At 70.5% G+C, this 21,798-nt stretch carries 18 protein-coding genes and 3 tRNA genes; 7 read left to right on the plus strand and 14 right to left on the minus strand.

Annotation, left to right across the window (positions count from 1 at the left end):
• Window positions 1-100: 100 nt before the first annotated feature.
• On the minus strand, window positions 101-1,123 hold the full coding sequence (locus ACFVS8_RS03715; RefSeq protein WP_387058182.1) for a TerC/Alx family metal homeostasis membrane protein: 1,023 nt from the start codon (window positions 1,121-1,123) through the stop codon (window positions 101-103).
• 221 nt (window positions 1,124-1,344) lie between these two features.
• On the opposite strand from ACFVS8_RS03715, the gene ACFVS8_RS03720 reads away from it, so the two are divergent.
• Both ACFVS8_RS03720 and ACFVS8_RS03725 read left to right on the plus strand, forming a co-directional pair.
• Entirely contained in the window at window positions 1,345-2,052 is a 708-nt protein-coding gene (locus tag ACFVS8_RS03720) for a TIGR00645 family protein (protein WP_387057671.1), read from the plus strand.
• Window positions 2,053-2,441: 389 nt separating this feature from the next.
• Entirely contained in the window at window positions 2,442-4,508 is a 2,067-nt protein-coding gene (locus ACFVS8_RS03725) for a hypothetical protein (protein ID WP_387057673.1), read from the plus strand.
• Window positions 4,509-4,714: 206 nt separating this feature from the next.
• Here the strand turns inward: ACFVS8_RS03725 and ACFVS8_RS03730 are convergent.
• From ACFVS8_RS03730 to ACFVS8_RS03740, 3 genes are all read right to left on the minus strand, one after another.
• Window positions 4,715-4,787, minus strand: a tRNA-Glu gene (locus ACFVS8_RS03730).
• Window positions 4,788-4,864: 77 nt separating this feature from the next.
• Window positions 4,865-4,937 (minus strand) — tRNA-Glu (locus ACFVS8_RS03735).
• A gap of 86 nt (window positions 4,938-5,023) precedes the next feature.
• Entirely contained in the window at window positions 5,024-5,929 is a 906-nt protein-coding gene (locus ACFVS8_RS03740; RefSeq protein ID WP_387057676.1) for a diacylglycerol/lipid kinase family protein, read from the minus strand.
• A 61-nt stretch (window positions 5,930-5,990) separates the two neighbouring features.
• On the opposite strand from ACFVS8_RS03740, the gene ACFVS8_RS03745 reads away from it, so the two are divergent.
• Window positions 5,991-6,629 (plus strand): MBL fold metallo-hydrolase, encoded by a 639-nt coding sequence (locus tag ACFVS8_RS03745; RefSeq protein ID WP_387057679.1) that lies wholly within the window; start codon window positions 5,991-5,993, stop codon window positions 6,627-6,629.
• 39 nt (window positions 6,630-6,668) lie between these two features.
• Here the strand turns inward: ACFVS8_RS03745 and ACFVS8_RS03750 are convergent, their stop codons facing one another.
• Window positions 6,669-9,137, minus strand: coding sequence for a transglycosylase domain-containing protein (locus tag ACFVS8_RS03750; RefSeq protein WP_387057682.1), 2,469 nt, complete (start codon window positions 9,135-9,137; stop codon window positions 6,669-6,671).
• Window positions 9,138-9,316: 179 nt separating this feature from the next.
• Here ACFVS8_RS03750 and ACFVS8_RS03755 point away from each other — a divergent pair, with 179 nt between their 5' ends.
• Complete coding sequence (locus ACFVS8_RS03755) at window positions 9,317-10,723, plus strand: alanine--tRNA ligase-related protein (RefSeq protein ID WP_387057685.1); 1,407 nt, start codon at window positions 9,317-9,319, stop codon at window positions 10,721-10,723.
• A gap of 130 nt (window positions 10,724-10,853) precedes the next feature.
• On the opposite strand, the gene ACFVS8_RS03760 is transcribed toward ACFVS8_RS03755, so the two are convergent.
• The 4 genes from ACFVS8_RS03760 to ACFVS8_RS03775 form a co-directional block, all read right to left on the minus strand.
• Window positions 10,854-11,150, minus strand: a complete 297-nt coding sequence (locus ACFVS8_RS03760) for a DUF2277 domain-containing protein (RefSeq protein ID WP_387057688.1) — start codon at window positions 11,148-11,150, stop codon at window positions 10,854-10,856.
• A gap of 299 nt (window positions 11,151-11,449) precedes the next feature.
• Window positions 11,450-11,521, minus strand: a tRNA-Gln gene (locus ACFVS8_RS03765).
• Between the two features lie 203 nt (window positions 11,522-11,724).
• On the minus strand, window positions 11,725-13,239 hold the full coding sequence (gltX, locus tag ACFVS8_RS03770; protein WP_387057691.1) for a glutamate--tRNA ligase: 1,515 nt from the start codon (window positions 13,237-13,239) through the stop codon (window positions 11,725-11,727).
• Between the two features lie 132 nt (window positions 13,240-13,371).
• Complete coding sequence (locus ACFVS8_RS03775) at window positions 13,372-14,316, minus strand: LysR family transcriptional regulator (protein ID WP_387057694.1); 945 nt, start codon at window positions 14,314-14,316, stop codon at window positions 13,372-13,374.
• Window positions 14,317-14,397: 81 nt separating this feature from the next.
• Here ACFVS8_RS03775 and ACFVS8_RS03780 point away from each other — a divergent pair, with 81 nt between their 5' ends.
• Complete coding sequence (locus ACFVS8_RS03780) at window positions 14,398-15,447, plus strand: aminotransferase class V-fold PLP-dependent enzyme (protein ID WP_387057696.1); 1,050 nt, start codon at window positions 14,398-14,400, stop codon at window positions 15,445-15,447.
• A 33-nt stretch (window positions 15,448-15,480) separates the two neighbouring features.
• On the opposite strand, the gene ACFVS8_RS03785 is transcribed toward ACFVS8_RS03780, so the two are convergent.
• The 4 genes from ACFVS8_RS03785 to ACFVS8_RS03800 are packed head-to-tail and all read right to left on the minus strand — an operon-like array spanning window position 15,481 to window position 18,958.
• A complete protein-coding gene (locus ACFVS8_RS03785; RefSeq protein WP_387057699.1) occupies window positions 15,481-16,254 on the minus strand; it encodes a fumarylacetoacetate hydrolase family protein in 774 nt (257 codons plus the stop codon).
• 21 nt (window positions 16,255-16,275) lie between these two features.
• Window positions 16,276-16,761: a GNAT family acetyltransferase gene (locus ACFVS8_RS03790; protein ID WP_387057702.1), complete on the minus strand. Its 486-nt coding sequence runs from the start codon at window positions 16,759-16,761 to the stop codon at window positions 16,276-16,278.
• A complete protein-coding gene (locus tag ACFVS8_RS03795; protein ID WP_387057705.1) occupies window positions 16,758-17,873 on the minus strand; it encodes a branched-chain amino acid aminotransferase in 1,116 nt (371 codons plus the stop codon). Before ACFVS8_RS03795 ends, ACFVS8_RS03790 begins: the two co-directional genes overlap by 4 nt.
• 23 nt (window positions 17,874-17,896) lie before the next feature.
• On the minus strand, window positions 17,897-18,958 hold the full coding sequence (locus tag ACFVS8_RS03800) for a 3-isopropylmalate dehydrogenase (RefSeq protein WP_387057708.1): 1,062 nt from the start codon (window positions 18,956-18,958) through the stop codon (window positions 17,897-17,899).
• Between the two features lie 123 nt (window positions 18,959-19,081).
• Here ACFVS8_RS03800 and ACFVS8_RS03805 point away from each other — a divergent pair, with 123 nt between their 5' ends.
• Window positions 19,082-19,342, plus strand: a complete 261-nt coding sequence (locus tag ACFVS8_RS03805) for a DUF6458 family protein (protein WP_387057710.1) — start codon at window positions 19,082-19,084, stop codon at window positions 19,340-19,342.
• A gap of 94 nt (window positions 19,343-19,436) precedes the next feature.
• Here ACFVS8_RS03805 and ACFVS8_RS03810 read toward each other — a convergent pair whose 3' ends face one another.
• On the minus strand, window positions 19,437-21,017 hold the full coding sequence (locus ACFVS8_RS03810; protein WP_387057712.1) for an MFS transporter: 1,581 nt from the start codon (window positions 21,015-21,017) through the stop codon (window positions 19,437-19,439).
• Between the two features lie 118 nt (window positions 21,018-21,135).
• On the opposite strand from ACFVS8_RS03810, the gene ACFVS8_RS03815 reads away from it, so the two are divergent.
• Window positions 21,136-21,699, plus strand: a complete 564-nt coding sequence (locus ACFVS8_RS03815) for a TetR/AcrR family transcriptional regulator (RefSeq protein ID WP_387057714.1) — start codon at window positions 21,136-21,138, stop codon at window positions 21,697-21,699.
• Window positions 21,700-21,798: the final 99 nt, after the last annotated feature.

The raw sequence follows: 21,798 nt of genomic DNA on the forward strand, positions 1-21,798 counted from the left end.
TCCTCGTCGCCGTCATGCCACCGGTGGGAAACCGGGCGACGCACCCCGTGCGCCGCCCACCAAAACTAGCAACTCCCGGCAGGCCTCGCCGACCGCACGGTCAACGCACCTCGTCGTCGGTGAAGTGCGGCACCTCTTCCATCAGCGTGTGGCCGCGGCGCTTCGCGTCGACGTTGGCCTTGACGACGCTCGCGACCGTCGCCACGGCCATGGCCGCGACGATGACGCCGAGCGACATCCAGGTCGAGATCTCGGGAGCCCACTCGATGTGCTCGCCGCCGTTGATGAAGGGCAGCTCGTTGACGTGCATCGCGTGCAGCACGAGCTTCACGCCGATGAACGCGAGGATGAAGGCGATGCCGTACTTGAGGTACTCGAGGCGTTCGAGCAGGCCGCCGAGCAGGAAGTACAGCTGGCGCAGGCCCATGAGCGCGAAGACGTTCGCCGTGAACACGATGAACGGGCTCTGCGTGATGCCGAAGATCGCGGGGATCGAGTCGAGCGCGAAGAGCAGGTCGGTCGTGCCGATCGCGATGAAGACGAAGAGGATCGGCGTGAACACGCGGTGCCCGCCGATCGTGGTGCGGATCTTGATGCCGTCGTAGTCGTCGGAGATCTTCACGCGACGGCGGAGCACCCGCACGAGCAGGTTGTCCTTGTCGTCGTCGTGCTCGACGAAGGCCTGCTGGTAGGCGGTGTAGACGAGCCAGGCGCCGAAGATGTAGAAGATCCAGCTGAAGTTCTCGATGAGCTGGGCACCGAGCAGGATGAAGATGCCGCGGAAGATCAGCGCGAGGATGATGCCCACCATGAGCACCTCCTGCTGGAGCTTCTTCGGCACCGCGAACCGCGCCATGATGATGACGAACACGAAGAGGTTGTCGATCGACAGGCTGTACTCGGTCAGCCATCCGGCGATGAACTGCCCCGCGTGCTCGGCGTCGCCCAGCAGGAACATGAGCAGCGCGAAGATGAGCGCGAGCACCACGTAGAACACGACCCAGAGGGTCGACTCCTTGAACGACGGCACGTGCGGCCGCTTGACGACCAGCAGCAGGTCGGCGACCAGGATGAGCGTGAGGACCACGAGGGATCCGATTTCGAACCAGGCGGGAAGCTGCAGCACGCGCGGCCTTTCGGGGGTTTCTGGGCAGGGATGATCCCGAAAGTCTCTCCCCTTCGCACCGTGGTGCGCTGCCACGCCCGGAGCGGCATCTGCGGCGCTCGTACTGACGGATCATGGCTCGGAACGCGTGAACGCCCCGCGGGATACTCCCCTTCGCTCCCGGGAGTCTATCGGCTGGGAACCCTAGACTCGATCACCCGAACCCGAGAAGGAGATCAGTGAGCGCCCGAACGACGCCCGCACACCCCGCGAACCCCGACCCGACCGGACCCATCTCCCCGCATCGCACCGCGCCGTGGTCGCGCGCGGTCGGCGGCCTCATCTTCACGAGCCGATGGCTGCAGGCCCCGCTCTACCTCGGCCTCATCGTGGCGCAGGGCGTGTACGTCGTGCTCTTCATGAAGGAGCTGTGGCACCTGATCACCGACTTCGGCCATCTCGGCGAGACCGAGATCATGCTGATCGTGCTGGGCCTCATCGACGTCGTGATGATCGCGAACCTGCTGATCATGGTGATCATCGGCGGCTACGAGACGTTCGTGTCCAAGATCAACCTCAACGGCCACCCCGACCAGCCCGAGTGGCTGAGCCACGTCAATGCGAACGTGCTCAAGGTCAAGCTGGCCACGGCGATCGTCGGCATCTCGTCGATCCACCTGCTGAAGTCGTTCATCGAGATCGGCGGCGTCGGCGGCGACGACTACAACGGCAAGCTCACGACCGACGGCGTCATGTGGCAGGTGATCATCCACTGCGTATTCATCATCTCGGCGCTCGCCCTCGCGCTGATCGATCGCATGTCGTACCACCGGGTCACGCCGCACGAGGTGCACGACGGCGTCGCAGTGCCCTATCCGGATGTCGCGCCGACCGCCTCGGCGACCGCGCCCGAACTCGTGGGAGCGGCGCCGCAGCGGCTCGGCTGAGGTGCGGCGCGCCCGCGCTGCGCGCTCCTCGCTCCGGCGCCGCGCGCTGCGCGCTGCGACTCACAGGAAGGCCCCCGCTTCGGCGGGGGCCTTCTGCTGCTGTGGGGCATCGACAACGAGCGGATGCCGGGCTCCGCGCACCGTTGGATGTTCGCACAGGAAAAGTCGAGCACTCGTCGGGGAATCCTCCACCGCTGCTAGTTTCGAGCGACTCTCAGGGGCGTCGAGCCGCCGGAACCGACAACGTGGTCGAGCCGGCACGATGCCCAGGACGCTGCGGGCACCCTATTCCGAGCCCGCCGCGCCCGACGCCCCGCACCGGCGTCGGTGAGCCGACCAGCATTCACCTCCCGGGCGCCTTCGGCGCGCCCGCACTCGATGGAGCCTCAATGACGAGAATCGAAGCACCACCCGCGCACCGCCACGGAGCAGGCCTCAAGATCGCGGCGATCGCGCTGACGCTCGCCCTCATCGCCCTGCTCACGTTCTTCCTCCTCACGACGTCGAAGCTCGCGAGCGGAGCCGGGCTCGTTGCCGACGGCGCCGACAGCGCGGGTGACGGCTCGTCCCAGATCGCCGAAGGCGCTTCGACCTTGGCCGACGGAGCGGCATCGGCCGAGGACGGGGCAGCCGACCTGTCTGCCGGCGCAGTCAAGCTCGAGGACGGCGCATCGACGGCGGCTGGAGGGGCCGAGCGTCTGAAGTCCGGCGCCGAACGGGCCGCAGCAGGGACGGTGAAGCTCGCCGATGGCCTCGGCCGCAACCTCGACGGCGCCACTGAACTCTCCTCCGGAGCGAACAACGCCGCCGACGGCGCGGTGAAGCTCTCCGACGGGATCACGGACGCCGCTGCAGGCGCCGCGCGCGTCTCGAACGGTGCTGCAGAGCTCGGTGCGGGTGCCGGGCGCCTCGATGACGGCGCCACCCGGATCGCCGCCGGCGCGGGTGCGGTCGACGCCGCCGCCGCCAAGCTCGGGGCCGGTGCGGGTGCCATCAACGATGGAGCCACCGGGATCGCCGCGGGCGCGGGCACGCTGAACGAAGGCGCAACACTGCTCGCCGCAGGCGCTGGCAACCTCAACGACGGAGCAACCAGGCTCGCCGCGGGCGCAGGCACCCTGAACGACGGGGCTGCCACGCTCGCCGCGGGCGCGACGGCGCTGGCCGGGGGCGCCCAGGGCGTGTCTGCCGGAGCCTCGGCCGTGCACGAGAATGCGAAGCTGCTCACGGCGGGCGGCGCCAGCGTCGCCGGCGGTGCAACCACGTTGGCGACCGGACTCGCCCAGCTCAAGGCCGGCGGCGACGCCGTTGCAGCGGGCGCCGCTGCGACGAAGTCGGGCGCCGCGAGCGTCGCCGATGGAACCGCCGGAGTCGCAGCCGGGCTCGCGAACCTCGAACAGGTGCTCGCGGCGAGCGGCGTGCCCGCGGAGCTGCTCGCACAGGTCGCCCAGCTTCGCGCCGGTGCGGACGCTACCAAGGCGGGCGCAGCGAGCCTCAGTGCGGGGGCGGCGGGCCTCGCAGACGGCGCCGGCAATCTGAACCTCGGCATCTCGAATGCACAGTCCGGAGCGGATGCGCTCGCGGCGGGCGCGACGAGCCTCTCGTCCAATCTCGCACGGTTCGAGACTGAAGGCACCGAACCCCTCGCCGCAGGTGCCGGGTCGGTCGCCGCGGGAGCGAGCTCCGTCGCGAGCGGCGCCGACGTTCTCGCCGCAGGCACTAGCGCACTCGCCGGCAAGACCGGCGAACTCGCCGCGGGCACAGGCATCCTCGCCGGCAAGTCAGGGGAACTCGCCATCGGTACGGGCATCCTCGCCGGCCGATCGGGTGAGCTGGCGGTCGGCGCGGGCACGCTCTTCGGCAAGTTCGGGGAGTTCACCGCAGGCACCGGAACCCTCTTCAGCAAGTCGATCGAATTCGCGGGCGGAGTGAAGACGCTGCACACCAAGTCGGGCGCGCTCGTCGATGGCGCCGCACGGGTTGCCGCCGGCACCGCCACGCTCGACGAGAAGGTCGACGGACTGGTCGCCGGAAACGAGAGGATCGCAGCCGGTCTGGAGCGATCGCTCAGCGGAGCGATCGAGCTGAAGACCGGCGCCGATGATCTCGTGACCGGCACCTCGACCCTGTCGACCGGTGCAGCCACCCTGGCGACGGGCACGCAGACGCTCGCGAACGGCGCGACGACGCTCGCCGACGGTTCGGTGAAGCTGGCCGACGGAACGACGAAGATCGCCGACGGCGCGACCACCCTGGCCGACGGCACGGCCGCACTGGCCGACGGCAGCGGTGAACTCGCCACGGGCACGCAGACGCTCGCAGAGGGCGCAGCGGGGGTTTCCCCCGCGACCCTCCTCCCGTGGCTGCTCGTGGTGCTCGGCGTCATCGCGGCGATCATCGCGTTCTGGATCACCCACCGGGTCCGCCACGCGCGGCGCGAGGTGGTCCCCGCCTGATCGGACTCTCGGAGGAACGGCGGCGGTCGGGGCGATCCCCGGCCGTCGCCGTTCGCGTTCACCGGCAGCGTGAACCGGGCCGTCCGCGTGGTGGGGCCGAGCAGTCGACGCAGCCGGGAAGCCGATGCCCTGGATCGCCGCAGACGCAGAAGGCCCCCGCCGGAGCGGGGGCCTTCTGGCTACCTGTCGTCAGGATGTCGGATGCGTGACCCCAGCGGGATTTGAACCCGCGCTGCCGCCGTGAGAGGGCGGTGTCCTAGGCCGCTAAACGATGGGGCCGAGACTGACGACGTGCAAACGGAATGCCCCCGCCGGAGCGGAGGCATTCCGGTGTTGCCAGCAAGTTCACGTAACCGTGACCCCAGCGGGATTTGAACCCGCGCTGCCGCCGTGAGAGGGCGGTGTCCTAGGCCGCTAAACGATGGGGCCGAACTGACAACTTGAAGAGTATGACACACCTTCGGGGCGCGCTCCAAATCGGGCGGGCCCGCCGCATCCGATCGACGCAGGCGACGTCAGGCGAACACCCGCAACGCGCCCGGGACGACCTCGATCTCGATCGGAAGGGCGCCCACGCGCTCGCCGTCGGCGTAGGCCGGCACGTCGTCGGCCTCGAGCGTCACCCGCTGCGCGGAGACGAACTCCACCGCCGGATGTTCGGTGTGCTCGCCGCGGAACACCTTCGGGAACACCGCGATGAGGCGCGCTCGCGACAACGGGTGCACGATGAAGACGTCGAGCCGCCCGTCGGCGAGGTCGGCGTGCGGCACGATCCGCATGCCGCCGCCGATCGACGAGCCGTTCGCCACGGCGACGAGCATCGCCTTCTGCTCGCGGCGCACCCCGTCGATCGTCATCGTGTACGTGCGGGGTCGGAAGGTCGCGAGCTCGCGCACGAGGGCGATCGTGTAGCGGCTCGGCCCGCGCGGACGCGTCATGCGGTTCGCGCGCTCGTTGACCAGCGCGTCGAATCCGGCCGAGACCACGCCCGCGAACCACACCGCCGCAGAGTCGCCCCGCCGGATGAGGCCCGCGTCGATCGTGCGCGGCTCCCGATCGAGCGCCTCGAGCATCGCGTCGACGGCCGCGCCGGGGTCTTCGACGGGAAGGCCGAGGCCCCTGGCCAGGTCGTTTCCCGTGCCGGCGGCCACGATGCCGAACGGCACCCCGGTGCCCGCGACGATGTTGACCGCGAGCGACACCATGCCGTCGCCGCCCACGACCACGAGCGCGTCGGTGCCGCGCTGCACGGCGTGCTCGGTCTCGCGGCGCAGCAGCTCGAAGTTCGCCTCCTGCAGCAGCACCACCTCGTGGCCCGCCCCGGTGAGCGCGGCGACGGTCGCAGGGCCGACCTCGCGATGGCGGCCGAACGAGGCCGACGGATTCACCGCGACGATCACGCGTTTGGGGCTTCGGGTCATGCAGAGATTCTGGCAGCAGCGCGGGCTTGCATCGCACGCGCCGTCAGTGTTTGCTCGGAGCATGCGCCTGACGAAGCTCGAACATGCCGCACTCGTGATCGAGGACTCGGGCGACCGGCTCTTCATCGACCCCGGCAACTACACGACGCCGATCACGGATGCCGCGGGCGCCGTCGCGGTCGTCATCACCCACGAGCACGCCGACCACTGGAGCCCCGAGCAACTCCGGCGCATCGTCGACGCGAGCCCCGACGTGCGGCTGTTCGGGCCCGCCGGAGTCGCGGCCGCGGCATCCGGATTCCCGGTCGAGACGGTCGCGGCCGACGACGTGGTCGAGGTCGGGCCGTTCAGGCTGCGCTTCTTCGGCGGCCGCCACGCCGAGATCCATTCGTCGATCGGCATCATCGACAACATCGGCGTGATCGTGAACGAGTCGTTCGCCTACGCGGGCGACTCCTTCGTCGTGCCCGACGGGCTCGACGTCCAGGTACTCGCCGCGCCCGCCGGAGCACCCTGGATGAAGATCTCGGAATCGATGGACTACGTGCGCGCCGTCGCCCCGAGACGGGCGTTCGCCACGCACGAGATGGTGCTCTCGCAGTTCGGCAAGGATCTCTCGCACGCGCGCCTCGCGTGGGCCGTCGAGCAGGGCGGCGGCGAGTACGCCCGCCTCGAGCCCGGCGACACCCTCGACTTCTGACGCCGCCGACCTCGCGCGTCGAGCCTCACGGCGGCGGGGTCATCGACCCCGGCCACCGCCGTCTTCGCCGCCCTCGTCTCCGCCGTCTTCTCCGCCGCCACCGTCGGGATTGGGGCCGCCACGCCCCTCGTCGTCACGCGGTTCGAGCGTGCGCTCGCCGCCGGTGCCCTGAGGCGCAGGCGCCGGCGCCGGGGCGGGGGCCGGAGCGGGCGCAGGCGTGGGCGTCGGTTCCACGTACGCGGGGACGTCGTCGAACGGCGTCGGCGACGTGAACGGCGCGACCGGACCCGGGCCGTCCATGCGGAACTCTCCGCCCCCGTACTTGGCCGATGCCGCGGACATGACGATCGGCCACATGCGGTGACGAGCGGTCGCCGCCTCACCCGAGTCGAACGAGATCGCACGCTGGTTGGCATCGCCGTTCACGCTCACGACCGCCACCGCAGTCGCGACCTCGGTGCTCGCGCCGACCATCCACGTGTCCTTCGCACCGTCGGTCGTACCGGTCTTGCCGATGAGCGGAACCGACGGATACGTCGAGTTGTTCGACTGCCGTCCGGTGCCGCTCGTCATGACCCGGGACATCGCATAGTGCATCGCGCCGGCGACCTCGGGCGTGACCGCCGCAGCGCACGTCGACGCCGGCGGCTTGATGTCCTCGCCGTCGGCGCCCACGATGCGATCGATGGCGATGGGGGTGCAGGTGACGCCGTCGTTCGCGATGCCCGCGAACGCGACGGCCATGCTGAGCGGCGCGACCTCGTTGATGCCGAGCACCGCCGACGGGTACTGCACGAGCGGGTTGCCGTCGGCCCGGTGCACCCCGAACGCTTCGGCCTTCTTCGCGATGCCGCACTGGTCGATGAGTTTCGCCATACCGAGGAACCCGGTGTTGATCGAGCCGATGGTCGACTCGAGCGCACTGTAGTTGCCGCCGGGCTCGTTCGCGTCGTTGCGCGGGTTCCATCCCGGGTCCGCGTACTGCGTGCCGAGGCAGCTGTCGTTGAACGCACCCCAGTTGCTCTTGCGGCTCGAGTTGACCCGTTCGGTGAGGGCGTGGCCCTCGGCGAGCCATTCGGCGAGCGTGAAGACCTTGTACGACGATCCGGGCTGGAATCCGCTCGACCCGCCGTAGTCGTAGTCGGTGTTGTAGTTGATGCCGGTCACGAAGGGGTGTCCGGCGATGACCTCGGGGTCCTGGCTGTACAGCTTGTTCTGCGCCATCGCCAGCACGCGTCCCGTGCCGACCTGGACGCTCGAGATCACGCCGCCGACATCCCAGCCGGGGAAGGTCGAGGGCACGTTCTCGTTCATGGCCTTCTCTGCGGCGTACTGCAGGTCGAGGTCGAGCGTCGTGTAGATCTGGTAACCGCCGCGGCGGAAGTTCAGCATCCTCGTCTCGTCGTCTTCGCCGAACGTGGGGTCGTTCTGCAGGATGTGCTTGACGTAGTCGCAGAAGAACGCGGAGCCTCCGGCGGTCTGGCAGCCGGTGCTCGGTTCGGTGATCTTCGGCTCGACCGGGGTCGCGATCGCCTCGTCGTACTGCGGCTGCGTGATCTTCTTCTCGTGCAGCATCTGCCTGAGCAGGTAGTCGCGCCGATCGCGGTTGGCCGCGTACCCGTTCGCAGCGCCGTTGGTCTCGCTGTCGGGCTTGTCGAGCTGGAACTTGACCGGGTTGTTCACGATCGCCACGAGCGAGGCCGCCTGCGGGAGCGTGAGGTTCGCCGCGCTGGTGCTGAAGTAGTAGGAGGCCGCCGCCTCGATGCCGTAGACGGTGCCCCCGAAGCCGGCGATGTTGAGGTAGCCGAGCAGGATCTCGTTCTTCGTGTAGCGCTTCTCGACGCCGATCGCGAGGCGCATCTCCTTGAGCTTGCGGTCGATGCTGGTCTCGGTCGCCGTGTCGTAGCAGGTGAGGCGTTCCTCCTCGATGAGCGCGAACCGCTCGTCGCCCGTGAGCGCCGCCACCTCGTCTTCGGCCATGCCCTCGAACGCCGTCGTGTCGGCCTCGCGCTCGCACTGCTGCACGCGCACGTTCTTGACGTACTGCTGGGCGATCGACGAGCCGCCCTGGGTCTCGCGGCCCGCCGCCGTCGTCAGTGCGGCTCGGATGGTGCCCTGCAGGTCGACGCCGCCGTGATCGTAGAAGCGCGGGTCCTCGCCGGCGACGGTCGCATCCTTCACGAACGGGCTGATCTGGTCCCACTCGACCTCGACGCGGTTCTGGTCGTAGAACGAGGCGAGGAGCACGTTCGAGCCGTCGGAACGCGTGGCGTAGATGTTGCTCTTCTGCGAGAGGTCGCCGATCTGGAGGTAGCCGGGCAGTCGCTCGAACGTGTCGATGGTGCCCGAGGCGGCCATGCCGACCGTCGCCAGCGCCGGCGTCACGCCCACCACGAGCAGGGCCGCCGCCGCCGCGCTCGCCACCATGATGCCGAGGAGCCCGCCGAGCACCCCCAATGGCGTCCGCGTCTCCGCGAAATCGCGGCTGCGCTTGTTGCGTTCGGTCACGACCACCCCCAAGTGCCGACCCGCTCGTCCGGTAGGGGCGAACGACCGCGGTCCCCTCAATCGAACCTCAGGATGCCACGCATGTCCAGCACCCCGGGGCGGCGCGGCGGGATCGATCGGGCGCGCATTCGGCGCGGCGCTCTGGCGCGCTGCGACCGACTGATGTTCCAATGGCAACCATGACCGCGCTGACCGCAGACGAGATCCGCCGCGCCTACCTCGACTACATGTCCGAACGGGGGCATGTCGTGATCCCCAGGGCACCGCTCATCCCCCGCGACGACCCGACGACCCTGTTCACGGGAAGCGGGATGCAACCGCTGCTGCCCTACCTGCTCGGCGCCGAGCATCCAGCGGGCCGGCGCCTCACCGACAGCCAGACCTGCCTGCGCGTGCAGGACATCGAGGAGGTCGGCGACAACCGCCACACCACCTTCTTCGAGATGCTCGGCAACTGGAGCCTGGGCGACTACTTCAAGGAGGAGCAGATCCCGCAGGTCTGGACCTTCCTGACCGCCAAGGTCGGGCTCGATCCCTCGCGGATCTACGTGTCGTGCTTCGGCGGCGATCCTGCCTACGACATCCCGAAGGACACCGAGGCCGCGGCGATCTGGAACCGCCTGTTCACCGAGGCCGGCGTCTCGAGCGACCAGGTCGACGTGGGCACCGAGGAGCACGCGGCATCCGTCGGCACGGGAGGGGCGCGCATCGCGTTCTACGGCAAGAAGAACTGGTGGTGCCGCGGGGGCAAGGCCGAGGAGATGCCCGTCGGCGAACCCGGCGGCCCCGACACCGAGATGTTCTACCTCTTCCCGCAGGTGGAGCACGACCCCGCCTACGGCGAGCACTGCCACCAGAACTGCGACTGCGGCCGCTTCATCGAGCTCGGCAACTCGGTGTTCATGGAGTACCGCCGCACCGAGACCGGGTTCGAGCAGCTGCCCCGCCGCAACGTCGACTACGGCGGCGGGCTCGCGCGCATCGCGGCGGCGGCGATGGACAGTCCGGACGTGTTCCGCATCAGCCTGCTCCGCCCGATCGTCGAGCGCCTCGAGGAGCTCACCGGCCTGTCGTACGAGGAGCACGAGCGGGCCATGCGCGTGGTGGCCGACCACCTGCGCGGAGCCACGTTCCTCGCGGTCGACGGCGTGACCCCTGGCAACAAGGCGCAGGGCTACGTGATGCGCCGGCTCATCCGCCGGGCCATCCGCTTCGCCTTCGACCTCGGGCTCGAGGAGAACTTCTTCGGCGAGATCGTGCCGACCATCGCGCGCATCTACGACGCCCACTTCCCCGAAGTCGGCGAGCACGCCGAGTACGTCGAGATGGTGCTCGTGAAGGAGGAGCAGTCGTTCCGCCGCACGCTGCGCAAGGGCCTCAAGGTGCTGTCGGGGTATCGCGACACCGGCGTCACCGGGCGCGAGCTGTTCCTGCTCTCGGACACCTTCGGGTTCCCCGTGGAGCTCTCGACCGAGGAGGCCGTGAGGCAGGGCATCGCGCTGAGCGAGAACTGGCGCGCCGAGTTCGACGACCAGCTCGCCGAGCAGCGCGCCCGCTCGCAGCGGTCGACCACGCTGCACGTCTGATTCGCGGATCATCGGATGACCCGGCGGCCGGTCGTGCGCAACAGCCGGTCGCCGGGGCATGCCGCTGGCGTGCGCCGGGGCATGGGCGGCGCCGCACGGCGCACCGACCGCCAGGCCCGCCCGATCGCGGTCAGACCGCCGCGGTGCGGATCCTGACCTCGCGCTCCATGCGCGCCTCGTGCCGCTGCCTGCCCTTGACCGCCTCGAGTTCGCGGTTCTTCGGCGGCGCGTTCGTCACGAGCCCGTCGAGCAGGCGCCTCGTGGCCGCCGCGATCTCGTCGATCGCCCGATCGAACGCCTCCGCGTTCGCGCGCGACGGATGGGTCGAGCCGCTCACCTTCCGCACGAACTGCAGCGCAGCCTCGCGCACCTCGTCGTCGGTCGTCGGCGGTTCGAAGTTGTGGAGCACCCGGATGTTGCGACACATGCGAGCGAGGATAGCCGCCCGCGCCGGGAGCGGCCAGTGCGTCGCGGTCGACTACCGCTCGATCGCGCAGCCCTGCGAGCTGCTCGACACCGAGCCGTCGAAAGGGCCTAGCCGAGACCTTGGTGGAGGACCCAGGAGTCGCACCTGGCGGGGCGCCTCAGGTGCGCATCCCCCGTGACTGCCGACTCTATCCCCCTCGGCGTCGAATGGGCAATGACCTCTCGACGAGCAGGCGAGGGCCGACGAAGAACCGTGGCCGGATACGCGAAAACCCCCGCCTGAGCGGGGGTTCTTCACTGCTGGGGTACCTGGACTCGAACCAAGAACAAAGGTACCAGAAACCTCCGTGTTGCCAATTACACCATACCCCAATGGCCTCGGAACCGTGTTCCGCGCCGAGATAAGACTCTAGCCTATGCAGCGGCCGCCGCCAAACTGAGCGGAGCTCAGCGCGCTGAACGGGCGCTGAGCGCCGGCTGAACGCGCCGGCTGAATTGCCCGCCACCCCGGAGACGACGGATGCCGCGGGCATCGCGCCCGCGGCATCCGTTCGACGACCGAGTTGGCGACCCGGTCAGCCGAGCTTCGCGCTCAACGCGTCGAGACGCGCGAGCGAGTCGACCTTGCCGAGGATCTGCATCGACTCGAACAGCGGCGGCGAGATGCGGCGGCCCGAGATCGCGGTGCGCACGGGGCCGAACGCCACGCGGGGCTTGAGCCCGAGGCCGTCGATGAGGGCGCCGCGGAGGGCCTCCTCGATCTGGTCGTGCGTCCACGACTCGGCGGGCAGCCGGTCGAGCGCGTCGCGGGCGGCGGCGAGCACCGCGGGCGCATCGGCGGGAAGCCCCTTGAGGGCGTCGTCGTCGAAGGTCAGCCCCGCGGCATCCGTGAACAGGAAGCCCATCAGGCCGGGCACCTCGCCGAGGAGGGCGATGCGCTCCTGCACGAGCGGCGCGGCCTCGACGATGATCGCCTCTTCGCCGGGCGTGACGGGCGTCGAGACGGCGCCGGCGGCCTGCAGGTACGGCACGATGCGCGAGACGAAGTCGGCGGGCTCGAGCAGGCGGATGTGGTCGCCGTTGATCGACTCGGCCTTCTTCTGGTCGAAGCGGGCCGGGTTCGGGTTGACGTTGGCGACGTCGAAGGCCGCGATGAACTCGTCGCGGCTGAACACGTCGCGGTCGGCCGAGAAGCCCCAGCCGAGCAGCGCGAGGTAGTTCACGAGGCCCTCGGGGATGAACCCGCGGTCGCGGTGGTGGAACAGGTTCGACTCGGGGTCGCGCTTGGAGAGCTTCTTGTTGCCCTCGCCCATGACGTAGGGCAGGTGGCCGAAGCGCGGCACGAACGTGGTCACGCCGATGTCGATGAGCGCGTGGTAGAGCGCGATCTGGCGCGGGGTCGACGAGAGGATGTCTTCGCCGCGGAGCACGTGCGTGATGCCCATGAGCGCGTCGTCGACGGGGTTCACGAGCGTGTAGAGCGGCGCGCCGTTCGGGCGCACGAGCACGAAGTCGATGGTCGACCCGACCGGGAAGTCGATGCGGCCGCGAACGAGGTCGTCGAAGCCGAGGTCGACCTCGGGCACGCGCAGGCGCAGCGCGGGCTCACGGCCCTCGGCGCGGAACGCGGCCTTCTGCTCGTCGGTGAGGTCGCGGTCGTAGTTGTCGTAGCCGAGCTGCTTCGGGCGGCCGTTCGCCAGGTTGCGCGCGTCGATCTCTTCGGCGGTCGAGAACGACTCGTAGAGGTGCCCGGCGTCCTTCAGGCGCGCGATGACGTCCTGGTAGATGTCGCCGCGCTGCGACTGGCGGTACGGCTCGTTCGGGCCGCCCTTGTGGATGCCCTCGTCCCAGTCGAGGCCGAGCCAGGTGAGCGCGTCGATGATCTGCTCGAAGCTCTCTTCACTGTCACGCGCCGCGTCGGTGTCTTCGATGCGGAACACGAACGTGCCGCCCGTGTGGCGGGCGTGCGCCCAGTTGAAGAGCGCGGTGCGGACGAGGCCGACGTGCGGCGTGCCGGTGGGCGACGGGCAGAAGCGCACGCGAACGTCGCTGCCGGTGGCCGTGGTCGTGGGGTGGGTTGTCTCAGACATCCCCTCAATCGTACCGAGGGGCGGATGTCGGCGCCTGCGGCGGCGCCGGGGGCCGACGGGCCTGGGCATGAGCCGCCCGGCGCAGCCGGCGCGGGCGGCGCAGGCAGCGCGGCGCGGACGCGGGCCCCCGGCTCAGTGACCCGCCGCGAGCTCCTCGAGCACGGCGACGGCCGCCGCGACCGCCGGAACGCGGGTGCCGCCGCGCGCGGTCACGAGGTGGAGCGAGCGCACGTCTCCCCCGGCGGTCGGCCGGGTGACCACGCCCGGCTGTCTCGGCGAGGCCGCGAGGGCGAGCTCGGGCAGCAGCGCAACGCCGAGCCCCTGCGCGACCATGCTCTCGACGGCGACGAAGTTGTCGGTCTCGAAGCCGATGCGCGGGCGGAACCCGGCCTCGTCGGTGAGCTCGAGCAGGTGCCCGCGACAGCTCGGGCAGCCGGCGATCCAGGCGTCGTGGGCGAGGTCGGCGAGGTCGACGGCGTCGGCAGCCGCCGCGGCGTGCCCCTCGGGCAGCACGACGCGCATGGGCTCGGCGCCGATGGAGCGCACGTCGAGGCCGCGCGCGCGTTCGACGTGGGGGTCGTCGCGGTCGCCCGGGTAGCTGAACGTGATGGCGAGGTCGGCGCGGTCGGCGCGCACGGCGGCGACCGCCTCGGGCGGCTCGGCCTCGACGTAGGTGACGGTGACGCCCGGATGCCGCGCGCCGAGCCCGGCGATGAGCTTCGGCACGAGCGTGGCCGACGCCGACGGGAACGCCGCGAGGCGCACCCGCCCTGCCCGAAGGCCCCGGATCTCGGCGAGCTCGCCCGCGGCCGCCTCCAGCGCGGTCGCAACGGCGTTGGCGTGGCGGGCAAGCACGCGGCCCGACTGGGTGAGCCGCACTCCGCGTCCGGCGCGTTCGACGAGGGCGATGCCCGTGCGCTCCTCGAAGCGGCGGAGCTGCTGGCTCACGGCCGGCTGGCTGTAGCCGAGCGATTCGGCGGCGGCCGTGAGCGAACCGTGCTCGGCGATCCGGCGCACGACGCGCACGGTCTGCAGGTCGAGGGACTGGGCGAGGGCGTCGATCGAGGCATCCGACATGCTCGAATCATAATCGCTAGGCATGTGTTCGATTGCATACCTGTCGTTGTGCAATGGAACGAGTCGGCGGAGGCTGGAAGCATGCACCACGAACGCACTCGCTACCTCGGCGGCCGCGGCTACCTGGCCGCCTGCACGCTCGGCCTGCCCGCCGACGTGACGCGCGAGGCCGTGCGCCGCGACCTCGACGCCTGGGCCGCCGGCCGGGCGACGGCCGCCGACTACTCGGCGGGCCTCGAACGCGCTCGCGGGCACGCGGCGACGCTGCTCGGCGCGCAGCCGCAGCAGATCGCCACGGGGTCGCAAGTCTCGGTGTTCACGGGGCTCGTCGCCGCCTCCGCTCCGCGCGGCAGCGAGGTGCTCGTCGTCGACGGCGACTTCTCGTCGATGGTCGCGCCCTTCCTCGCGCACGGCGGCCTGCACGTGCGGCACGTGCCGCTCGAGGCCCTCGCCGACGAGGTGCGCCCCGAGACCGCATTCGTGTCGTACTCGCTCGTGCAGTCGGCGACCGGCGCGATCGCGGATGCCGCGGCCGTCGCCGCCGCTGCGCGCGACGCGGGCGCCCTCGCGCTCGTCGACACGACCCAGGCCACGGGCTGGATGCCGACCGACGACCTCGACGCCGACGTGGTCGTCTGCCATGCCTACAAGTGGCTCGGCGCACCGCGCGGCGCGGCCTTCGCCGCGTTCTCGGAGCGCGCGATCGCCGAGGTCACGCCGTTCACCGCCGGCTGGTACTCGGGCGCCGACCCGTGGACCTCGTGCTACGGCCCCTCACTGCACCTCGCCGACGACGCGACGCGCTTCGACGTCTCCCCCGCTTGGAACGCATGGGCCGGCGCCGAGGCCGCGCTCGGGCTCGCCGCCTCGCTCGACATGGACGCCGTGCGCGAGCACGACCTCGCCCTGGCGAACTCGTTCCGCGCAGGCCTCGGCCTCGAGGCATCCGACAGCGCGATCGTCTCGTGGGCCGACCCGACCGGCTGCGACCTCGCGTCGCTCACGACCGCGGGTGTCACGGCCTCGGGCCGCGCAGGGCGCGCACGCGTGGCGTTCCACGTCTGGAACGACACGGAGGATGTCGCGCTCGCGCTCGAGGCCCTGCAGCCGCACGCCGCATTCGCGATCTGAGCGCTCGGGCGCACCGATTCGCGTCGCGGGCGCTCAGCCGGCCCGGCGCACCGGGTTCGACAGCGTGCCGAGCCCCGAGACCGTCACCTCGACGGTGTCGCCGTCGACGATCGGGCCGACACCGGCGGGCGTGCCCGTGAGGATGACGTCGCCCGGCAGCAGCGTGAACACGCTCGACGCGTAGGCGATGATCGCCGGGATCGTGTGCACCATGTCGGTGAGGGGTGCGTGCTGCTTGCGCTCGCCCCCGACGCCCGTCTCGATCGTGCCGCCTTCGAGGTCGAGCTCGGTGTCGATCACCGGGCCGAGCGGGCAGAACGTGTCGAATCCCTTGGCACGCGACCACTGGCCGTCGCGCTGCTGCAGATCGCGGGCCGTGACGTCGTTCGCGATCGTGTAGCCGAACACCACGCCGAGCGCGTCGGCCTCTGGGACGTTCTTGGCGATGCGGCCGATCACGACCGCCACCTCGCCCTCGAACTCGACGCGCTCGCTCTGCGGCGGCAGCACGATGGCATCGCCCGGCCCGATGACCGAGGTGTTCGGCTTCAGGAACAGCAGCGGCTCGGCGGGCACGTCGTTGCCGAACTCGGCGGCGTGGTCGGCGTAGTTGCGCCCGACCGCGACGACCTTCGACCGTGGGATCACGGGAGCGAGCAGCTTCGCCTCGGCGAGCGGCACCCGCTCGCCCGTGGGCTCGTAGCCCGCGAACATCGGATCGGCCTTCAGCACGACGAGCTCGTGCTCCTCCTCGTCGACGACTCCGAACGAGATGGTCTCACCATGGCTGAACCGTGCGATCTTCATGGGTTCAAGCCTACGGCGACTTCACGGCCCGGAAACCGGCGGCGCGTCGGGGATGAGCCGCTTTCCGAGGCTCGCCACGTCGTCGTGGGCGTAGCCGAGCCGCTCGTAGAACGCGATGACGTCGGCGTTCGACGTGCGCACCTGCAGGTTCAGCTTCGGGCATCCGCGCTCGACGAGCAGTCGCTCCGCCTCGCGCATGAGCGCGCGCCCGAGGCCGGTGCCGCGGGCGGGGTCGGCGACCGCGAGGTAGTTGACCCAGCCGCGGTGCCCGTCGTACCCGATCATCGCCGTGCCGACGACCGCGCCGACCGACTCCCCCACCAGGAACAGCTCGGGCTGCACGGTCAGCTTTCGCTCGATGTCGAGGTACGGGTCGTTCCACGGCTTCACGAGGCCGGCGTCGCGCCACAGCGCGACCACCGCCTCGGTGTCGGCGAGCGCGAAGGGGCGGATGCGCACGGCGTCGGCCGCGGCATCCGCCCCTTCGAGCGGTTCGGGATCGATCACGCGTCGAGGCGCAGCATCCACCCGTGGCGGTCTTCGCGACGGCCGTACTGGATGTCGGTCAGCTCCTCGCGGAGCGACAGGGCGAGATCGGATGCCTCGGAGTGCGTGTGTACGATCTCGAAGTCCTCGGCGAGCAGGCGCCCGATGGGCACCACCACGGCGGCGGTGCCGCACGCGAACGCGCCGACGATGTCGCCGGATTCGACACCAGAACGCCACTCGTCGATCGAGAGCGCGCGCCGCTCGACGACGTGCCCGCGGTCGGCCGCGAGCTGCAGGATCGAGTCGCGCGTGATGCCCTCGAGGATCGAGTCGGACTCGGGCGTCACGAGCGTGCCGTCGCGCTTGACGATGACGACGTTCATGCCGCCGAGCTCCTCGAGGTTGCCCGCGTCGTCGAGGAACGCGACCTGCTGGCAGCCCTTCTCGTAGGCCTCGGCCTGCGGCAGCAGGCTCGACGCGTAGTTGCCGCCGGTCTTGGCGGCGCCCGTGCCGCCCTTGCCCGCACGCGCGTACTTCGTCGAGAGCCAGATGTTCACGGGCGCCACGCCGCCGGGGAAGTACGCGGCGGCCGGGCTCGCGATGAGGTAGTACGCCACCTTCTTCGCGGGACGCACGCCGAGGAACGCCTCCTTCGCGAACATGAACGGGCGCAGGTACAGGCTCGTCTCGGGAGCGCCGGGCACCCACTCGGCGTCGACCTCGATGAGCTTCTTCAGCGACTCGATGAAGATCTCGCTCGGCAGCTCGGGCAGGGCGAGGCGCTTCGCCGAGCGCTGCATGCGGGCGGCGTTCTCGTAGGGGCGGAAGGTGCGGATCGAGCCGTCGGCGTGACGGTACGCCTTCATGCCCTCGAAGATCTCCTGCGCGTAGTGCAGCACCGCGGCGGCCGGGTCGAGCGAGATCGGGCCGTAGGGCGTCACGCGCGGGCGGTGCCAGCCGCCCTTCTCGGACCAGCAGACGTCGACCATGTGGTCGGTGAAGTGGTTGCCGAAGCCGGGGTCGGCGAGGATCTCGGCGCGCGCCTCGGGCGTCTTCGCCTCCTCGTTGCGCACGGTCTGCCAGATGAGGCCTGCGGGAGACGGGGCCTGGAGCGGAAGGTTGATCGTCATGATGTGGTCCTTCGAACGGTGGATCAGTCGAGTGAGCCGATGCGGGCGGCGATCGCGTCGCCGACCTCGGAGGTCGAACGGGTCGCGTCACCGCGCTCGGCGATGTCGGCGGCGACCGCCCGCTCGACCCCTGCCGCGGCATCCGCCTCGCCGAGGTGGCGGAGCAGGAGTGCGACGGAGAGGATCGCGGCGGTGGGGTCGGCGATGCCCTTCCCGGCGATGTCGGGTGCGGAACCGTGAACCGGCTCGAACATGCTGGGGAATCGGCCGTCGGGGTTGATGTTGCCCGAGGCAGCGAGGCCGATGCCGCCGCTGATCGCGCCGGCCAGGTCGGTGAGGATGTCGCCGAAGAGGTTGTCTGTGACGATGACGTCGAATCTAGCAGGATCCGTGACGAGGAAGATCGTCGCGGCGTCGACGTGCAGGTAATCGACGGCGACGTCGGGGTACTCGGCGGCGACCGCGTCGACCGTGCGCTTCCAGAGCGAGCCCGCGAACACGAGCACATTCGTCTTGTGCACGAGCGTGACCTTCTTGCGGGGGCGTGCGGATGCCGCGGCGAACGCATAGCGCACGACGCGCTCGACGCCGTAGGCGGTGTTCACCGAGACCTCGTTGGCGACCTCGGCGGGCGTGCCGGTGCGGATCGCGCCGCCGTTGCCGACGTACGGGCCCTCGGTGCCCTCGCGCACGACGACGAAGTCGACCTCGCCGGGGTTCGCGAGCGGGCTCGCGACGCCGTCGTGCAGCACGGTCGGCCGCAGGTTCACGTAGTGGTCGAGCTCGAAGCGGAGCTTCAGCAGGAGGCCGCGCTCGATGTTCGCGCCGACCAGTCGCGGGTCGCCCGGCGTGCCGCCGACGGCGCCGAGCAGGATCGCGTCGTGCTGCTTGATGGCGGCGAGGTCGTCGTCGGTCAGCACATCGCCGGTCTCGAGGTAGCGCGCGGCGCCCAGCGAGTACGGCGTCTGCTCGATGACCAGCTCGGTGCCCTGCACGGCCGCGTCGAGCGCCTTCAGCGCCTCTGCCACCACTTCGGGTCCGATGCCGTCACCGGGGATGACCGCGAGTTTGACCTTCTTTACCATCTGCTCTCCTTCGTGCGCCAGCCCTCACAGCGTATCTGCTGGCCGGGCTAACCTGAGCCGCGGCCGGGCACCCCGGCCGCTGATCGGCGAGTGCACCCGGCCTCGCCCGGAAGGAGTCCCCCGATGAGCATCGGACTCGGAATCGTCCTCATCGTGATCGGCGCGATCCTCGCGTTCGCCCTGAACATCGGCCTCGACTGGATCGACCTGCAACTGGTCGGCTACATCCTGATGGCCGCCGGCGCGGTCGTCGTCGTCCTCGGCCTGGTGCTGCTCGCGCGCCGCCGCCGCACGATCTCGACGTCGCAGACGAGCATCGACCCCGCCTCCGGCACGCAGGTGCGCCGCGACGAGACCAGCGCGCCCGACTCGACGGCGTACTGAGACACGCCAGGAGGGCCCGTGCCGCTGTGCGGCACGGGCCCTCCTGCATGTCGGATCCGCGTCTGCGCTCGCCCCGTGCGGAACCGGGTGCGCGTCAGTGCTCGCGCGACTCGACCGGGTTGCGCAGCGTGATGGCGGCGATGACCGCCGCTCCCACCATGAGCCCCACGCCGATGAGCGACGTGAGCACGACGCCGCTGTCGAACGCGTGCGCGGCCGAGGCGAGCAGCCGGTCGGCGATCTCGGTCGGCAGCGACTCGGCGACGGTCGATGCTCCCGCGAGGGTCTCGCGCGCGGCATCCGCCTGGTCCGCAGTGAGGGATGCGGGCAGCACGATCGCCGAGCGGTAGTGCGCGGCGAGGATGCTGCCGAGCACCGCGGTGCCGAGCACGGCGCCGAGTTCGTACGCGGTCTCGGAGACCGCCGAGGCGGCGCCGACCTTGGCGGGCGGTGCGCTCGAGAGGATGAGCTCGTTCGACACCGTCTCGGCGGCGCCGATGCCGACGCCAAGCATGACGAACGCGACGACGATCGGGGCGATCGACCCGGAATCCGCGAAGAACGCGATCACGAGGTACCCGCCCGCGGAGAGCGCGAGCGCGACGGGCACCAGCACGCGGGGGCGCACCCGGCGGGCGATGGGCACGACCGCGAGCCCCATGATGATCATGGCGACGAGGCCGGGCAGCAGCGCGATGCCGGCCGCCACCGGGCTGAGCCCCGCGATGAGCTGCAGGTGCTGAGACACGAAGTACAGGAACCCGACGAGCGCGATGACGCTGAACAGGTTCACCAGCACGGCACCGCCGAACGAGCCCTGCGCGAACAGTCGCACGTCGAGCATGGGGGTCTCGCTGCGCAGCTGCCGACGCACGAACCAGATCGCGCAGAAGAGCCCGAAGAGGATCGCCTGGATGCCGATGCCGCCGAGCCCGTCGGTCGCGATCGACTTGATGCCGAAGACGATCGGCACCATGGCCGCGAGCGAGAGCACGATGCTGACGACGTCGATGCGGCCGGGCTGCGGGTCGCGGCTCTCGGGGATGAGCAGCGGCACGAGCACGATGAGCGGCACGAGCACGGGCACGGCGAGCAGGAACACCGAGCCCCACGCGAAGTGCTCGAGCAGGAGCCCTCCGACGAGCGGGCCGAGCGCACTGCCCGCCGCGAAGCCCGAGGCCCAGATCGCGATCGCGAGGCGGCGCTGCTCGCGGTCGGTGAAGACCGTGCGCAGCAGCGACAGCGTGGAGGGCATGAGCATGGCGCCGAAGAAGCCGAGTGCGGCGCGGGCCGCGATGAGCGCCTCGGCGGTGGGCGCGAAGGCGGCGGCGATCGACACGACGGCGAAGCCGACCGAGCCGATGAGCAGCATGCGGCGGCGGCCCCAACGGTCGCCCGCGCTGCCCATGGCCACGAGCAGGCCGGCGAGCACGAGCGGGTAGGCGTCGATGATCCAGAGCTGCTGCGCGGCCGTCGGCTCGAGCGCTCGCGAGATCTCGGGCAGGGCGAAGCTCAGCACCGTGTTGTCGATCGAGACGAGCAGCACGGGCAGCATGAGCACCGCGAGGGCGATCCAGGCGCGTCGGGGCGCACGCGTGCGCGGTTCGGGCACGGGTGCGGGGTCGGCGAGCCGGGTCGTGCCTGCGTGGTTCGGGGTCTGCGTGTTCTCGGTCATGCGTTCACTCGTTCTGTGTCGTCGGAGCAGTTTCTGTACCGTCCGGTTGGTATAGTAACAGGATGTCGCCACGCCCGCCATCGCCGAACCGTCGACGATTCTCCGACACAATGGGGTCATGAGCCGTCCCCCCGCCGCCCGAGAAGCCGTGCTCGACGCCTTCGAGCGGCTGATCATCGCCGACGGCGAACGCGCGGCCACGCTCGACGCGACCGCGAAGGCCGCCGGCGTCTCGAAGGGCGGTCTGCTCTACCACTTCGGCAGCCGTCAAGCACTCATCGGCGGGCTCATCGAGCGCCTGCACCGCCTCATCGACGAAGACGTCGCGCGCATCCACGACGCCCCGGAGGGCCCGATCTCGTACTTCGTGCGCTCATCGGTCGAGATCGAGACCCCGCTCGACCGGAGCTTCATCGCGACCGTGCGCCTCGCGCAGGGCGGCGACCGCCAGGCCGGGCAGGCGATCGAGGAGGTGCGCGAGCGCTGGCTCGTCGAGCTCGGCACCCACGTCTCCGACCCGGCGCTCGCGATCGCCATCACGCTCATCGGCGACGGGCTCTACTACCACTCGGCTCTGCGGGCCGAGGCGATCGACGACACCGCGACCGCCGGCGACGTCTCGCCCGAGCAGATGGACGCGCTCGTCGCCCTGCTCGAACGCCTCGCCGCCGACGGGCGCTGAACTCCCCCGCTCCCCACCGAGCCATCGCGCCGTTCGGTGCGCGACATCCCGATGCCGCTTCCGGTTCGGACCCCGAGACGACGGATGCCGCGCGCCGAC

This window comes from Agromyces sp. NPDC058110 (assembly GCF_042884735.1).
Classification (GTDB): Bacteria; Actinomycetota; Actinomycetes; order Actinomycetales; family Microbacteriaceae; genus Agromyces.

What these genes read in the sequence shown, in the direction of transcription:
- ACFVS8_RS03725 (WP_387057673.1), top strand. Translation starts at nt 2,442, where the DNA reads ATGACGAGAATCGAAGCACCACCCGCGCACCGCCACGGAGCAGGCCTC.
- ACFVS8_RS03740 (WP_387057676.1), bottom strand. Translation starts at nt 5,929, where the DNA reads ATGACCCGAAGCCCCAAACGCGTGATCGTCGCGGTGAATCCGTCGGCC.
- ACFVS8_RS03745 (WP_387057679.1), top strand. Translation starts at nt 5,991, where the DNA reads ATGCGCCTGACGAAGCTCGAACATGCCGCACTCGTGATCGAGGACTCG.
- ACFVS8_RS03755 (WP_387057685.1), top strand. Translation starts at nt 9,317, where the DNA reads ATGACCGCGCTGACCGCAGACGAGATCCGCCGCGCCTACCTCGACTAC.
- ACFVS8_RS03760 (WP_387057688.1), bottom strand. Translation starts at nt 11,150, where the DNA reads ATGTGTCGCAACATCCGGGTGCTCCACAACTTCGAACCGCCGACGACC.
- gltX (WP_387057691.1), bottom strand. Translation starts at nt 13,239, where the DNA reads ATGTCTGAGACAACCCACCCCACGACCACGGCCACCGGCAGCGACGTT.
- ACFVS8_RS03775 (WP_387057694.1), bottom strand. Translation starts at nt 14,316, where the DNA reads ATGTCGGATGCCTCGATCGACGCCCTCGCCCAGTCCCTCGACCTGCAG.
- ACFVS8_RS03780 (WP_387057696.1), top strand. Translation starts at nt 14,398, where the DNA reads ATGCACCACGAACGCACTCGCTACCTCGGCGGCCGCGGCTACCTGGCC.
- ACFVS8_RS03785 (WP_387057699.1), bottom strand. Translation starts at nt 16,254, where the DNA reads ATGAAGATCGCACGGTTCAGCCATGGTGAGACCATCTCGTTCGGAGTC.
- ACFVS8_RS03795 (WP_387057705.1), bottom strand. Translation starts at nt 17,873, where the DNA reads ATGACGATCAACCTTCCGCTCCAGGCCCCGTCTCCCGCAGGCCTCATC.
- ACFVS8_RS03800 (WP_387057708.1), bottom strand. Translation starts at nt 18,958, where the DNA reads ATGGTAAAGAAGGTCAAACTCGCGGTCATCCCCGGTGACGGCATCGGA.
- ACFVS8_RS03805 (WP_387057710.1), top strand. Translation starts at nt 19,082, where the DNA reads ATGAGCATCGGACTCGGAATCGTCCTCATCGTGATCGGCGCGATCCTC.
- ACFVS8_RS03810 (WP_387057712.1), bottom strand. Translation starts at nt 21,017, where the DNA reads ATGACCGAGAACACGCAGACCCCGAACCACGCAGGCACGACCCGGCTC.
- ACFVS8_RS03815 (WP_387057714.1), top strand. Translation starts at nt 21,136, where the DNA reads ATGAGCCGTCCCCCCGCCGCCCGAGAAGCCGTGCTCGACGCCTTCGAG.